A 14,307-nucleotide genomic window follows, 5' to 3' on the forward strand; every position below is an offset into this window, starting at 1 on the left:
TGGTTTGCGTTTTTCGCTGCATCCCGCCGTGTCAGTGGGTGCGCATTATAGGGAACTCCCGAAATAGTGCAAGCACTTTTTTGAGAAAAGTTATAAAAATACGCTGTTCGTATAGTTATCAACCTAAATGCGTCAAAATAGAACATTAAGCGTACAAAAGTTGTGTTTAAGCACTATAGAGATTTTGAAAATTAAACTCTAAACTAGATAAATCTTCTTTTTAGAGCCTTAGATCATGATAAGAACATATAAAGGTATTGCGCCTCAGTTATCCGAAGGGGTGTATATTGATGACAGTGCCGTACTGGTTGGTGACATAACCATTGGCAAAGATAGTAGCGTTTGGCCATTGGTCGCGGCGAGGGGTGACGTCAATTACATCAAAATTGGTGACAGAACAAACGTACAAGATGGCAGTGTTCTGCATTTAACACGCAAAAGTGCGACAAACCCAGAAGGCTACCCGCTCATTATTGGTGATGATGTCACTGTCGGGCATAAAGTCATGCTACATGGTTGTAAATTGGGCAATCGAATTTTAGTAGGTATGGGTGCAATCGTAATGGACAATGTCACGGTTGAAGATGACGTCATTATAGGTGGGGGGGCATTAGTACCACCTAACAAGGTATTAGCGTCAGGGTATTTGTATGTCGGTAGTCCAGTAAAGCAAGCACGCCCTTTAACTGAGCAAGAGCGCGCATTTTTGAAAATCTCAGCACAAAACTACGTAGAACTAAAAGAGGAATATCTACAAGAAGGTTAACTCTACCTCACCCGATGCTGAGTAACGTTCATCCTCGATTAGTTGCTCGGCTTGCATTTCATAATCAAATTGAAACTTTCTAAAATGTATCAAGGGTTCAGCTTCTGTTTCAGGCACAGTGACTATACAAGGCACTATCATGCCAGACACCATAGCCGTAAACACCAAACAGCGACGTGACGCATCAAAGTGGATATCATCATTGAATAGTATTGCTTGATTCATCTTTATTTCGCCTTTTCTAGCAAAGGGCTAACATTAGGGTATTGACCTCGCCAAACAAAATAAGCTTCTGCCGCTTGGCCGATTAGCATCCCAATCCCATCCATTAAATAGCAAGTATCATTGTTATTCGCGACCCAAGTCAAAAAACTAGTACGCTCTGCACTATAGAACATGTCATACCCCCATGTGGCCTGTGCAACCAGCTGAGGAGATATATTTGGTATATCACCAGTCACACTCGAAGAGGTTGAATTGATTACGCCGGTATACACTAAATCCGGTATGTCGTTTAAAGCAGCGGCTGTTACCTTGCCATAAGATGAGAATATCTCAGCCAATGCCTGCGCTTTCGATGCTGTACGATTTGCAATTACAATGTGTTTCACACCGGCTTTGAGCAAAGGGTATATACACCCTCTTGCTGCGCCACCAGCACCCAATAACAGCACCGTGCCACCTTGCAACGAAACTTGATGCCTCTGTAGATCAGCAACCAAGCCCGCGCCATCGGTGTTATCACCTAACACCAAGCCATCATCTTGGAGTTTTAACGTGTTCACTGCACCTGCTAATTTCGCTCGCTCAGTAAGTGTATCTGCATATTCAAACGCAACCTCTTTAAACGGCAAGGTAACATTTGCACCTTTGCCTCCGTTTGCAAAGAAGTCTTTGATACTACTCACAAAGCCGTCTTCTGGTGCAAGTATCGCAGTATATACGATATGCTCATTGAGCTGAGATGCAAATTGCGAATGAATCTCTGGCGATTTAGAATGCTTTATCGGGTTACCAAAAACCGCGTATTTGTCCATTTTTAGCCTAACAATAGTGATAGTGAATGAAGCAGTTAATTAAACGTATCTTTAGCAAAGATGCAAGTGAAGATCAGACTACACAACAAAATCATCATGCCCCCACTCCTGAGCGCACTCCTTATGAAATATTGGGTGGTGAACAAGGTACATTGGCCATAGCAAATCGTTTTTACGACATTATGGAAAGCGATCCTTATGCCAAGCCTCTCTATGATATGCATCCACTTCCACTAGATAGGATCCGCCAAGTCTTTTTTGAATTTCTCAGTGGATGGTTAGGTGGTCCAGATTTATTCGCCGAGAAATATGGTCATCCTCGCCTTCGGATGAGACATATGCCATTTCCTATTAATCAAGCGCTACGTGATCAATGGATGTATTGTATGGATAAGGCATTAGACATCGAAGTGGACAACCCGCTATTGAGAGAAGGCTTAAGAAAATCTTTCGCGCAGCTGGCGACACATATGATTAACCAAGACTAAAGTGCTATTTAAATAATTGCATTAGACAAGTTACATTTGCGCTGAGTCAAATCTCAAACTAGAGTTCGCACGCATAATAGACACTTAATTCAAATTAGGTGCCATGCGTGTGAAGTCTATTCAACATAAAATATATGCCCTACTCGCCATTACCGGGGTGTTGGTACTCATTGCTAGTATCTTAAGCAACAGCAACCAACAAAAGTCCCTTGCAGAGAAAACAGTCGAAACCAATATTAAGCTACTTGCAGATAATTATTTCGATTCCATCAACACCATGATGCTCACAGGCACGATGGCAAATCGCCACATACTCGGTGACAAGTTACGTAACCACGATAATATAGAAGATGCACATATTATTCGGGGTGAAAAAGTGAATGCCTTATATGGTCAAGGCAATCCAAATGAATCGCCACAATCGGAATCAGAACAAGCTGCACTCAATGGTGAGGAATTGCTGGTTATTGAGCAACACGGTGATAAACGGGTGATGACGTATTTGAAGCCCATGGTCGCCAGTGCAGACTATAAAGGGACTAACTGCTTAGGCTGTCACCAAGCACAAGAAGGTGACGTGTTAGGCGCCGTAAAAATAAGCTACTCGTTAGAGGAAATTGATGACACGGTGCATGAAAACACCTTATTAAGCACTGCAATTTTAACAACGATATTTGCCACCGCATTTTTAATTCTCGGTATTTTGTTCCGCAAACTCTTCATTGTCAGGCTGAAAAACCTCGGAAGAACCATGCGACTGGCAACGACGAATCAAGACTTAAGCTTACGTATTGATGATGAGATAGACGATGAACTAGGTCGGTTGGCCACAAACTTCAATAAAATGATGGCCGCATTTAAAGACAGTATTGCCGAAGTATCTCGCTCTTCAAAAGTTCTTATTCACTCGGCCGAACACATTTATACAGCAGCTGAAACAACTGAGACCGCAATACAGTCACAAAAACAAGGCACAGACTCCGTTGCTGCGGCAATAAACGAACTAGAAAGCTCATCAAGCGAAGTTAAAAATACTACGCACTTTGCGTCAGAAAAATCAGATAGCAGTAATCACCTTGCCGAGCAAAGTATGTCGATAGCGCATACGACTGAACAAAGCATCAACCAATTAGCACAAGATATTAGGCATGCCTCGAACCAAGTCAGTCAATTACAAACGCAAACCTTGGCTGTGGGTAAGGTGTTGGAAGTGATCAGTAGTATTGCCGAACAAACCAACTTGTTGGCACTCAATGCGGCAATCGAAGCCGCCCGAGCAGGCGAAGCTGGTAGAGGCTTTGCCGTTGTTGCCGATGAAGTCAGAACACTTGCAACCCGCACCCATGACTCTACAGATGAAATTCGCAGGACCATAGATAAACTACAACAAGAAGCGGAACAAACTGTCAACGCAATGAATGCCTCTTGCTCCGAAGCCGATGATCGTGCGCAACAGGTACAGCAAGTCGCTCAAGCGCTAAAGGATATTTCATCGCAAATGCATGAAATCAACGCACTGAATGTACAGATCGCGGATGCTACCGAGCAACAAAACTTAGCGGCGGAAGAAATAAACCAAAGCGTGATTGCGATAAGAGACAATGCAGAGCAATCCCTAGTGGATGCCCATGGTAGTAAACAGGTCAGTGAGGAACTGTTGGAGTTAGCCCGTTCGCTCGATGAGCAAGTCAGAGGCTTTAAATTAGATTAACTGGATTGGTTATGTAAAAAAAGGAACCTCAAGGTTCCTTTTTCTTTGTGACTTAAGACACGTTACACGCCACTCACAAACTATGTATATTCAACCAATCTTGTGGCTTCAAAAAGTGTTCGTATAAACGTGCTTCATTTGAGCCTGATTCAGGTTGAAAGTCATACTCCCAACGTGCCAAAGGTGGCATAGACATTAAAATCGACTCTGTACGGCCACCACTTTGTAGGCCAAATAACGTTCCTCTATCCCACACTAAGTTGAATTCAACGTAACGACCACGTCGATATAATTGGAACTCACGCTCTTGTTCGGTAAATGGTTGTGCTTTTCTGCGCTCAATAATGGGCGTGTAAGCAGGTAAAAACCCTTCCCCGACAGCTTGCATAAACGCAAAGCTCTTATCGAAGCCCCACGCATTTAAATCGTCGAAAAATAACCCTCCAACACCACGAGTCTCATTCCGGTGTTTTAAGTAGAAGTAATCGTCGCACCACTTTTTATAGTTTGGGTACACCTCTTCACCGAAAGGCGTACAGAGATCCTTGGCCGTTTTGTGCCAATGTTTCACATCTTCTAGGTGAGGGTAAAAAGGGGTTAAATCAAAACCACCACCAAACCACCAAATTGGTGCTTCACCTTCTTTTTCAGCGATAAAAAAGCGCACATTTGCATGACTTGTTGGAATATGCGGGTTTTTTGGGTGGATCACTAAAGACACACCACAAGCATGAAAACTGCGCCCTGCCAATTCTGGTCGATGGGCTGTTGCTGATGCGGGCATAGACGCACCATAGACATGTGAGTAGTTTACGCCCCCTTGCTCAATGATATCACCACCTCTTAGGACCCGTGTTCGACCACCGCCGCCTTCTGCACGTGCCCAATTATCTTCAACAAACTTACCACTGCCATCCGCTTGTTCTAAGCCTTGACAAATGTCGTCTTGCAATTTCAGTAGGAATGCTTTGACTGTCTCTAAATTGACGTTATTCACCTGATTAGCTCCTAAAGACTTTGCCTGTCATTGCATCACGGATTTGGCTTGGAGAAGTACGTCCGCCAAGCTCCCCTTCTTGATAAAAACCAACACGCTCATTGAACATTGCTTTCGCGTCTTCGATAGTCATTGCAGGCGTTTCGCCGCTGAAGTTAGCGCTGGTTGAGACTAAAGGTTTTCCAAATGTCTGACAGAGCTGCTTTACAACCGGGTGATCGGTCACTCGAACGGCAATACTTGTATGCTCACCCGTTAACCATTTCGGGGTTGTCGATTTCGCAGGTAATACCCAAGTGACCGGACCAGGCCAAGCAGAGAAAATTTCAGCGCGCTTGTCCATAGGGATTTTTGCGTCATCAACATAATTCAAACACTGAGCAAAATTATCCGCAATTAAGATCAACCCTTTTTCTATCGGGCGTTCTTTCAAAGCCAATAATTTATGTACCGCACCCTCACTATCCGGATCACAACCCAGACCGAAAATTGCCTCTGTCGGATAACAGATCAACTCGCCTTGCTGTAACGCTTCAATTGCCGATTGTGGCTGTTCGTTGGGTGTTTCATTGTGACTCATAGGGATCCTCAATCATATGCTGACAAGCTTTTTGCGGACATTGTAGCATAGCTTTACCCGCGCGCTGTTTTTGCACCATCACCGGCCAGTCACACTGTGTACATTGATGCGCAACTGGGTGCTGATTCAAACTGTACTTACATTTGGGGTACGCATCACAAGCATAAAAAAACTTGCCGTATTTATTCTTACGTTTTTGTAGTTGACCTTTTTGACACTTAGGACACGATGGTAAAGATTCAGACTCTTCTTCATCTTCGTGCACAATAAAATGACACTCTGGATAACCCGTGCATCCAATGAACATACCGTAGCGACCATTTCTAATTACTAGGTGCTTGCCACATTCGGGGCAGTCGGCATCATCCAGAATTTTAATGTCATGACTGTCATGATGTGCAAAAGAGCGCATATAGTCACAAGTGGGATAGCTGGCACAGCCAAGAAATGCCCCACTTTTGGAATGCTTGACCACCAGCTCAGAGCCGCACTTTGGACAGACTTCATATTCTTTTTCTAATGCATGCTGATTGGCATTAAAAAGTGAGTGGTCAATTTTGCTCATCGGAATAACCTTGGGTTGCGCACACTTTGCGCTATTTTACTCTGTGTAGGCGTTTAGTTAAATAGGTACAATCAATTTCACAATGTCCGCTCAGTATACAGAAACCGCGCGCTTTTAGTTTCAAGCATATCTCAGGTACTGATATGTCAAAGTTCTCTCAATGATCATCACGACAGTGTGTTGGCATCGAGTGGCAAGGTCATTATCAAAACAGCTTGTTATGCGTTGAGCAACCTCACACAGAGGTCACCCAACCAGCGATGTATAAAGGTAATGTAGTGTAGGCTAGCACCTAATGTAATAACCCGGTAGGTTGTTCAAAAATCAAATCTTCCATTTGCGCATAAGCATGCTCTTTACCCGGTACATTGAAAAGCACCATTAGGATCACCCACTTAAGATCATCTAAACAAATAGACGATTTCTCTAACGCTAACATACGATCAATCACCATTTCTCTGGTGGTACTGTCCACAACCCCTATTTGCTCAACAAACATGAGAAAACCCCGACATTCCACATCTAATACTCGACTTTCTTCTTCTGTATAAATTCTAATGGCTGAGTCTGGTTTTGCGTTTAGGTATGGAAATTCGTCACTGTGTTGTAAATCTGCTAGTTGCTCCAACCAATCAAGCGCTTTGTAAATTTCGTCTTGATTAAAACCAGCCCCTACTAGTTCATCGGTCAATTGATTTTGCTCTACGAAGATATCCGCTTCGCTGTGAATATAGTTTTCAAATAAATACATTAGGATATCAAACATGTTTAACCCCTCGCTAATTTGATGTAGCCGTTTAATACACGTTCTACTTTGTCTTCAAGCTCTAAGTCCAATAGTCTGGCAAGTACCTGCTCTACTGGCCACTGGGTCCTCAGCACTAAGGTGTCGACGTCTGTTACCTCATAGCCGAGATTTTGCAAAATGGGGCAACTCTCCTTTGGTTCTGCACTTTCTATAATATATAGACTGTTTTCGGGTAAAAAGCTCACCTCTTCGAGAATATCGCTGACATGCTCCGTGAGTTTAGCGCCTTGTTTGAGTAAAAAATGACATCCTTGTGACAGACGATGACGAATTGACCCTGGTATGGCAAAAACTTCTTTATTCTGCTCCAACGCATAACGGGCAGTAATGAGCGAACCACTTTTAATTTCGGCTTCCACTAATAGCACCCCCAATGAGAGACCCGAAATAATCCGATTGCGCCTTGGGAAGTGACTCGCGTGCGCCCGAGTCTCAGGCAAAAATTCACTAATTAGTAAACCTTGTTCGGCGATGCGCCAATACAAATCACGATGGCGTTGCGGATATATCACATCAACACCCGTACCAAGGACTGCGACGGTGCCCTCGCCAGTATCCATTGCCCCCTGATGCGCCGCCCCATCAATCCCACGAGCCATACCGGACGTGACCAATAAGTTTGAATGACTCAACTGCTGTGCAAAATCATATGCAATCTCAAGTCCCGTGCGCGATGCTGCGCGACTGCCTACAACAGCTATCTGTGGGCAATTCAATAATGCGCTGTTCCCTCTGCAAAATAATAGCCATGGTGGATTACAAATATGCGTCAACGCAACAGGGTAATTGGGATCGAAATAATGAATGATTTGTAGTTTCTGGGCTTCACACTGAGTCAAAATTAAATCAACCCGCTGCCAATCTATATTGCACAGTTGCTGTGAAATCGCCTCGGTAAGCCCCAGCTGAAGTAAGTCGGAATAATTAAGCGAAAAGAGCTTGGCCAGCGCTATTTTTTGTTTCAGCGCCAGTAAGGTTGTCACACCGAGGCCCTGACACAGCTTAAAAGCCAATGCCTGTCGTAAAGATAGTGTACTCATGCTCCCTCCTTGAGCATTCAATATAATTAGTTTGCGACACTATCCCCCACTCTGATAGGGTGCGTCGTCTTGGTGATCATGGCATAACTAATGTTGTCATAGACTTTAAATAGCATCAGTTCGCCCACTTTTTCACTGGGCATATGCCAGACTGTGCTATCTTCACTATTCTCTTCCCCAAATAAAGACCCGATATCACCAATCAACTTATCTAAGCTACTAGAGTCTTCTAAATATTTAGGGCCCTCTTCGTTTTCAATCACCGTTGGAGACTGACGCAGGATATTCAGTACGCTCCCTTCTACCAGCTTTTGGCTGCTTCCCAAGTTAAGCACCACAACTGACATGGCGCCAAACTCAGTATGGCGATTTGCACTGGCAATAATTTTACCGTCAATCGAGATAGTCGGCTTGCTCATTTTAAACGCGGCTTTGTGGTCTTGTCCTTGCGCAATTGGCATGACAAAGTCGCCCGCTTTAATTTCTTGTTTAACCCCATCTACCCTCAGGGTACTGGGCAACCCATCCTGAATATCACCTGCTTTGACTGCTCTACCCGTGCCCACCAGCTTGGTCTCATAGGCCAAGGTGGTATAACCATCTTTGTATGGTTCACCTAATCGATAAATTCCATAAATGCCACCTTGCAGTAAATCCCCCTTCACATAAAGTGAATGCCCGGTGATACTCATTTTAAAGTTTTTGTTCGATCCCAAAACAATCGGCACATCACTCAAATCGTCTTTGCTCAATGCCTGATCAAATTTCAAATAAGGCTCCAAAACCGACAACGGCAATGTCGGAATTGCATCTCCTTTCGCTGAAATAATACGCACTTGTGGGGATAATTTTCTTACCCCTTTGTCAATTCGTAGAACAGGATGACCATTTTCGTCTACTTCGAGCGCGAGAATATCACCCGGATAGATTAGGTGAGGATTGTTGATCTGTGGGTTATTTTGCCATAACTCAGGCCACTTCCATGGACTCCGTAAGTACAAGCTCGAAATGTCCCAGAGCGTATCCCCTTTTTTTACCACATAGCGCTTAGGCGCATCTGCTTTAACCGTTAATGTGTCTGCAATAGCAGGGAACGCGGTAACAACAGCGATGAATAAGGCGGCAAATTGAGATTTCATGCATGCTTCCTTGAGTTATTTTTAGATATTATCCACCAAAACCTGTTAAAGGGGAACGTGAATGGCTAAAATAAGAGCATACATTACCCCATTTAGAAAGACTGTAAAAGGTATCTATGGCAAAGTTAGAAGTGCTTAAGTTTCCTGATGAGCGTTTGCGTACTGTCGCAAAGCCCGTTGAAGAAGTAAATGACGAAATCCGTCAAATCGTCAAAGACATGCTTGAAACCATGTATGACGAAAATGGCGTTGGGCTTGCAGCCACTCAAGTAAACGTTCATCAACGCATTGTTGTGATTGACGTCTCGGAAGAACGCAATGAGCCCTATGTATTAATCAACCCTGAAATCATCGCATCTGAAGGCAACATGGTGTGCGAAGAAGGGTGTTTATCTGTTCCGTATTCATACGCTAAAGTAGACCGCGCAGAAAAGGTAACTGTGAAAGCGCTTAATGAAAACGGTGAAGAGTATCAATTTGATGCGCAAGAGCTACTATCTAACTGTGTTCAGCACGAATTAGACCATTTGGTTGGAAAGCTATTCATTGATTATTTGTCGCCTCTCAAGCGCCAACGCATCAAAAAGAAAATTGAAAAAGAAGCCCGCCTAGCGGCTAAAGCATAGTCAGACATAATTTAATTGGACAGTTTACTAGTGAATAACCCACTGCGTATTGTATTTGCGGGCACGCCTGATTTTGCCGCGCGTCACCTCCAAGCATTAATCGACTCACATCACGAAGTCGTTGCTGTATATAGCACACCAGATAAACCCGCTGGTCGTGGTAAAAAACTAAAAGCCAGCGAAGTAAAAACGTTGGCATTAGAGCACGCATTGCCCGTCGTGCAACCAGCGTCATTAAAGAACGATGAAGCCAAGGCACAATTGGCTGTATTTGACGCAGATGTGATGGTGGTTGTTGCTTATGGGTTGTTATTACCTAAAGCTATTTTAGAAACGCCAAAACTTGGTTGCTTAAATGTGCATGGCTCAATACTGCCTCGCTGGCGTGGTGCAGCTCCTATTCAGCGCGCAATATGGGCTGGAGACGACGAAACAGGTGTCACTATTATGCAAATGGATGAAGGGTTAGATACCGGTGACATGCTGCATATTGCAACCTGTCCAATTGACACTACCGAGACCAGTGCGAGCTTATACGCAAAGTTAGCGGAACTCGGTCCCAGTGCGCTCGTCGACACACTAGACAAGTTAGCGGCTGGTGAAATTACCCCAGAAAAGCAAGATGATGCGCAGTCCAATTACGCTAAGAAACTCTCAAAGCAAGAAGCTGAGATTGACTGGCAAATGGACGCGGCGCAAATTGAGCGCAATATTCGTGCATTTAACCCGTGGCCAATGTGCTTCACGCAAATGCAATCACAAACGGTAAAAGTTTGGCAAGCTCAGGTCGTTGCGCAAACAGGCGAACCAGGCACTGTAATAGACGCCTCAAAACAAGGGATCGTGATAGCCTGTGGAAAAGATGCACTGCAAATTACAACGTTACAACCTCAGGGTAAAAAGCCAATGACTGCACAAGACTTTTTAAATGGCCGTGCGGACTGGGTCGCACCCGGCAATAAGGTGGGCACATAATGGCCAATGTACGCGCGCTGGCTGCGCAAACGTTATTTCAGGTTGTTGACAAAGGAAACTCGCTGACCGCGCAGCTTCCTTATGCTAGCCAACAGTTGCCACCAAAAGACCGAGCGCTGTTACAGCAAATGTGTTACGGCGTATTGCGTTATTTGCCTAGCCTAGAACACTATTGCCAAAATTTATTGGATCAACCTCTTCGTGGCAAACGTCGAGTATTTCAGTTCTTATTATACGTGGGACTCTATCAATTACAGCATATGCGTGTCCCCGCGCATGCCGCAGTTGCAGAAACCGTGAATGCGCTGAATCCGTTACGTGCGCCAGGTATGAAAAGCCTCGTGAATGCCGTATTACGTAACTTTCAGCGCCAGCAAGCGGAATTAGAAGCAAGCGCCAATGCCATTCTAGTTTGCCAATACAATCACCCGAGCTGGTTTATTAAAAAGCTACAAGCGGCTTATCCCCAAGATTGGCAAGCTATTTTGGAGTCAAACCAGCAACAAGCCCCCATGTGGCTACGCGTGAATCGACAGCAAGGCTCCACCACAGATTACGCTGCAAAACTGAATAAAGCGGACATCGCACACAGCGTCAATGACGATTTTGAAGATGGCATATTGCTTACTCGCCCAGTCGATGTAAAAGAATTGCCTGGATTCACAACTGGTGCAAGCTCGGTGCAAGATGCCGCGGCACAAATGGCTGCAAGGTTACTCGCCCCTCAAGATGGCGACCTTATTTTAGACGCGTGCGCAGCACCCGGTGGAAAAACGTGTCACATTCTAGAACTGGCTAACGCACAGGTGATCGCACTCGACGCGGATGCGAAGCGACTAGAGCGTGTTACCGACAACCTCAATCGCCTCTCTTTGCAAGCAGACTGCGTACACGGTTTAGCCGATCAGCCTTCAGACTGGTGGCAAGGTGAGCAATTTGATCGCATTCTGTTAGATGTGCCTTGTTCTGCAACCGGTGTGATACGTCGTCACCCAGATATCAAGTGGCTGAGAAGGGCTGCAGATATCGACGAATTGGCCGCGCTGCAGTCTAAAATTTTAGACAATATCTGGCCGCTACTAAAAACGGGCGGCACATTAGTGTATGCCACTTGTTCGGTCCTTCCGGATGAAAACCAAGAGCAAATTAAAGCTTTTTTAGCGCGTACCGACAACGCACAGCATATTGCACTGCACGAGAAAGACAACGCAGCACAGCCCGGTTTGCAATTGTTGCCAGGTACTACGGACGGCTTCTATTACGCCAAGTTGCAAAAACAATAAAAACTGTAAGTTTGAGCTATGAAAATCATTATTTTAGGTGCAGGACAAGTTGGTGGCACACTCGCTGAAAATCTCGTCGGTGAGCAAAACGAAATCACCGTCGTAGACATCGATGGGGAGCGCCTTCGCGAATTGCAAGACAAATACGACTTGCAAGGTGTGAATGGGCACAGTGCTCACCCAGAGGTCTTACGACAAGCTGGTGCAGAAGATGCCGATATGATCATCGCTGTTACCAGCTCTGATGAAGTGAATATGATCGCATGTCAGGTCGCCTATAGTATTTTCAATACGCCAACTAAAATTGCTCGGATCCGCTCCGAGCAATATCTTGATTATCGAGAAAAACTTTTCCATAACGATGATTTACCTGTGGACCATTACATTGCGCCTGAGCAACTGGTCACCAAATATATCCGCCGCTTGATCGATTACCCCGGAGCATTGCAAGTATTGCAATTTGCCGATGGTATGCTCTCATTGGTTGCGGTCAAAGCTTATTATGGTGGTTTACTCGTAGGGTATGCATTATCTGCATTGAAAGAGCATATTCCGAATGTTGATACACGCGTTGCCGCGATTTACCGTCAAGGCAAAGCCATCAAACCGCTCGGTACGACAGTCATTGAAGCCGATGACGAAGTATTCTTTATCGCCGCCACCAAGCATATTCGTGCCGTCATGAATGAGCTACAAAAACTCGAGCAATCGTATAAGAAAATTATGATTGCCGGGGGCGGTAACATTGGCGCTGGCCTGGCGCGCTCATTGGAGAAGAACCACAGTGTTAAGTTGATTGAGCGAAACCACAGTCGCGCTTCTCAGCTTTCTGAAATGCTTGATAACACAGTGGTATTTTGTGGTGATGCCTCGGATCAAGAGCTACTGTCCGAAGAACATATCGAGCAAGTTGATGTCTTTATTGCGGTCACCAATGATGATGAAGCAAATATCATGGCCGCCATGTTAGCTAAGCGTATGGGTGCCCAAAAAACCATGGTACTGATCCAACGTAGTGCCTATGTTGATTTGGTGCAAGGTGGTGAAATTGACATTGCCATTTCTCCACAGCAAGCCACAATTTCTGCCCTACTGACCCATGTGAGACGTGGCGATATTGTCAATGTATACTCATTACGTAAAGGCGCTGCCGAAGCCATAGAAGCCGTTGCCCATGGCGATGAAAACACATCAAAGGTGGTTGGCCGTGCTATTCGCGATATTAAGCTTCCACATGGTACCACCATCGGCGCCATCGTTCGCGACTCAGAAGTGTTGATCGCTCACGACCATACCCTCATCGAATCGGGTGATCATGTCATTATGTTTTTAATTGATAAAAAACAAATTGGTGTTGTAGAGAAGCTATTCCAAGTCAGTGCACTATTTGTCTGACAGACAGGCATGTTTGCACTCAAACATGCCTACTTTGCTTAATCACTATTCATGGTTGAGTGCTGATATATCAATTAAATAGTCTTTTAGAATTGCTTGGACTTCTTTATCTTGACTTTCTAGGTGGATACCCAATGAGATAATGTCCTCATGGCTTTCTTTGACACGACAGACTTTGCCTGTCAGTACAGCCTTTTGAGATTCTTTCCCTTCGATCAATATTTCACAGGTTAACTCTTTGAGCTCGTCAGGTAGATGCGTTCTTTGCACATCAAACATCAAACCCGCCAGCGAGATATCTTTGATCACGCCGACTTCACTTTTCCCTTCCACATTGAGTACCGCGGGTATCAAGGTTGGAATACGGGTTTGTGCACGTAACTTATAGGTTTGCACTTCATTTGGATAATAGAGGTAAATTAGCCGTGCCGGATGTGTAGTCACCGCTTTTATGGTTTCTTTAAACGCGATAATTTGTCCATCAGCTTCTTCGGGTAAAGCGCGGACGATAACTTCGGTGCCTTCTTTGACATAATCTAAAGCAGCACCTAAACGTTGGTGACTTGGTTGGTTGAGAATAATAAATTGATTCTCTAATGCACCGACAAACTCAGTTTTGATGCGCTTTCGATTCGCTGGCAACACGATTTCCATATCAACAATACTACCCGCTTGCATTTGTAGCACCTGCAGTCGGTTTTCTGCCAACTCACTTTTCGTCATGATAAAAGCCCTTCACTTGCTCTCTATTAATTTTAGCAGCATGACAAAATTTTATGTCACCATAATTTAACTGCTGTACTTTTATCGTCGAAATGAATAAAAACTTTAATAGTTTCATGCAAATAAGAAATAGTCATGAAAAATAAAGACGAGTTCATGCTTTGTTATGAGGAA

16 protein-coding genes are annotated in these 14,307 nt (G+C 44.5%); 7 read left to right on the plus strand and 9 right to left on the minus strand.

Annotated elements, in window-relative coordinates:
- Positions 1-232 precede the first annotated feature (232 nt).
- The gene (locus tag L1286_RS22395) at positions 233-766 is read left to right on the plus strand and encodes a gamma carbonic anhydrase family protein (protein ID WP_235409307.1); all 534 of its coding nucleotides are present in this window, start codon (positions 233-235) and stop codon (positions 764-766) included.
- On the opposite strand, the gene L1286_RS22400 is transcribed toward L1286_RS22395, so the two are convergent.
- Both L1286_RS22400 and aroE read right to left on the minus strand, forming a co-directional pair.
- Positions 752-991, minus strand: coding sequence for a DUF1488 domain-containing protein (locus L1286_RS22400; protein ID WP_235409268.1), 240 nt, complete (start codon positions 989-991; stop codon positions 752-754). The two genes, L1286_RS22395 and L1286_RS22400, sit on opposite strands and share 15 nt — an antisense overlap.
- Positions 992-993: 2 nt before the next feature.
- A complete protein-coding gene (gene aroE, locus L1286_RS22405; RefSeq protein WP_235409269.1) occupies positions 994-1,803 on the minus strand; it encodes a shikimate dehydrogenase in 810 nt (269 codons plus the stop codon).
- Between the two features lie 26 nt (positions 1,804-1,829).
- On the opposite strand from aroE, the gene L1286_RS22410 reads away from it, so the two are divergent.
- The gene (locus L1286_RS22410) at positions 1,830-2,291 is read left to right on the plus strand and encodes a group II truncated hemoglobin (RefSeq protein ID WP_235409270.1); all 462 of its coding nucleotides are present in this window, start codon (positions 1,830-1,832) and stop codon (positions 2,289-2,291) included.
- A gap of 103 nt (positions 2,292-2,394) precedes the next feature.
- Positions 2,395-4,002 (plus strand): methyl-accepting chemotaxis protein, encoded by a 1,608-nt coding sequence (locus tag L1286_RS22415; RefSeq protein ID WP_235409271.1) that lies wholly within the window; start codon positions 2,395-2,397, stop codon positions 4,000-4,002.
- A gap of 73 nt (positions 4,003-4,075) precedes the next feature.
- On the opposite strand, the gene hemF is transcribed toward L1286_RS22415, so the two are convergent.
- From hemF to L1286_RS22445, 6 genes are all read right to left on the minus strand, one after another.
- A complete protein-coding gene (gene hemF / locus L1286_RS22420) occupies positions 4,076-4,999 on the minus strand; it encodes an oxygen-dependent coproporphyrinogen oxidase (RefSeq protein WP_235409272.1) in 924 nt (307 codons plus the stop codon).
- Positions 5,000-5,003: 4 nt separating this feature from the next.
- Complete coding sequence (locus L1286_RS22425) at positions 5,004-5,579, minus strand: Sua5/YciO/YrdC/YwlC family protein (protein WP_235409273.1); 576 nt, start codon at positions 5,577-5,579, stop codon at positions 5,004-5,006.
- On the minus strand, positions 5,566-6,144 hold the full coding sequence (locus L1286_RS22430) for a DNA topoisomerase family protein (protein ID WP_235409274.1): 579 nt from the start codon (positions 6,142-6,144) through the stop codon (positions 5,566-5,568). The genes L1286_RS22425 and L1286_RS22430 overlap by 14 nt, the downstream gene beginning before the upstream one ends.
- 292 nt (positions 6,145-6,436) lie before the next feature.
- Positions 6,437-6,910, minus strand: coding sequence for a DUF494 family protein (locus L1286_RS22435; protein ID WP_235409275.1), 474 nt, complete (start codon positions 6,908-6,910; stop codon positions 6,437-6,439).
- A 2-nt stretch (positions 6,911-6,912) separates the two neighbouring features.
- Positions 6,913-7,992: a DNA-processing protein DprA gene (gene dprA / locus L1286_RS22440; protein WP_235409276.1), complete on the minus strand. Its 1,080-nt coding sequence runs from the start codon at positions 7,990-7,992 to the stop codon at positions 6,913-6,915.
- A gap of 26 nt (positions 7,993-8,018) precedes the next feature.
- On the minus strand, positions 8,019-9,131 hold the full coding sequence (locus L1286_RS22445; RefSeq protein WP_235409277.1) for a LysM peptidoglycan-binding domain-containing protein: 1,113 nt from the start codon (positions 9,129-9,131) through the stop codon (positions 8,019-8,021).
- A 116-nt stretch (positions 9,132-9,247) separates the two neighbouring features.
- Between L1286_RS22445 and def the strand changes: the two genes are divergently transcribed.
- From def to trkA, 4 genes are read left to right on the plus strand one after another with little or no spacing between them, the layout of a single operon-like run.
- Positions 9,248-9,757, plus strand: coding sequence for a peptide deformylase (gene def, locus L1286_RS22450; RefSeq protein WP_235409278.1), 510 nt, complete (start codon positions 9,248-9,250; stop codon positions 9,755-9,757).
- Positions 9,758-9,787: 30 nt separating this feature from the next.
- The gene (gene fmt / locus L1286_RS22455; protein ID WP_235409279.1) at positions 9,788-10,732 is read left to right on the plus strand and encodes a methionyl-tRNA formyltransferase; all 945 of its coding nucleotides are present in this window, start codon (positions 9,788-9,790) and stop codon (positions 10,730-10,732) included.
- Positions 10,732-12,015, plus strand: a complete 1,284-nt coding sequence (gene rsmB, locus L1286_RS22460) for a 16S rRNA (cytosine(967)-C(5))-methyltransferase RsmB (protein WP_235409280.1) — start codon at positions 10,732-10,734, stop codon at positions 12,013-12,015. The genes fmt and rsmB overlap by 1 nt, the downstream gene beginning before the upstream one ends.
- 18 nt (positions 12,016-12,033) lie before the next feature.
- Complete coding sequence (trkA, locus tag L1286_RS22465) at positions 12,034-13,410, plus strand: Trk system potassium transporter TrkA (RefSeq protein ID WP_235409281.1); 1,377 nt, start codon at positions 12,034-12,036, stop codon at positions 13,408-13,410.
- Positions 13,411-13,455: 45 nt separating this feature from the next.
- Here trkA and L1286_RS22470 read toward each other — a convergent pair whose 3' ends face one another.
- Complete coding sequence (locus L1286_RS22470; RefSeq protein ID WP_235409282.1) at positions 13,456-14,133, minus strand: PilZ domain-containing protein; 678 nt, start codon at positions 14,131-14,133, stop codon at positions 13,456-13,458.
- Positions 14,134-14,307 lie beyond the last annotated feature (174 nt).

The organism is Pseudoalteromonas sp. SMS1 (assembly GCF_021530565.1).
In the GTDB taxonomy this organism is placed as follows: Bacteria; Pseudomonadota; Gammaproteobacteria; order Enterobacterales; family Alteromonadaceae; genus Pseudoalteromonas.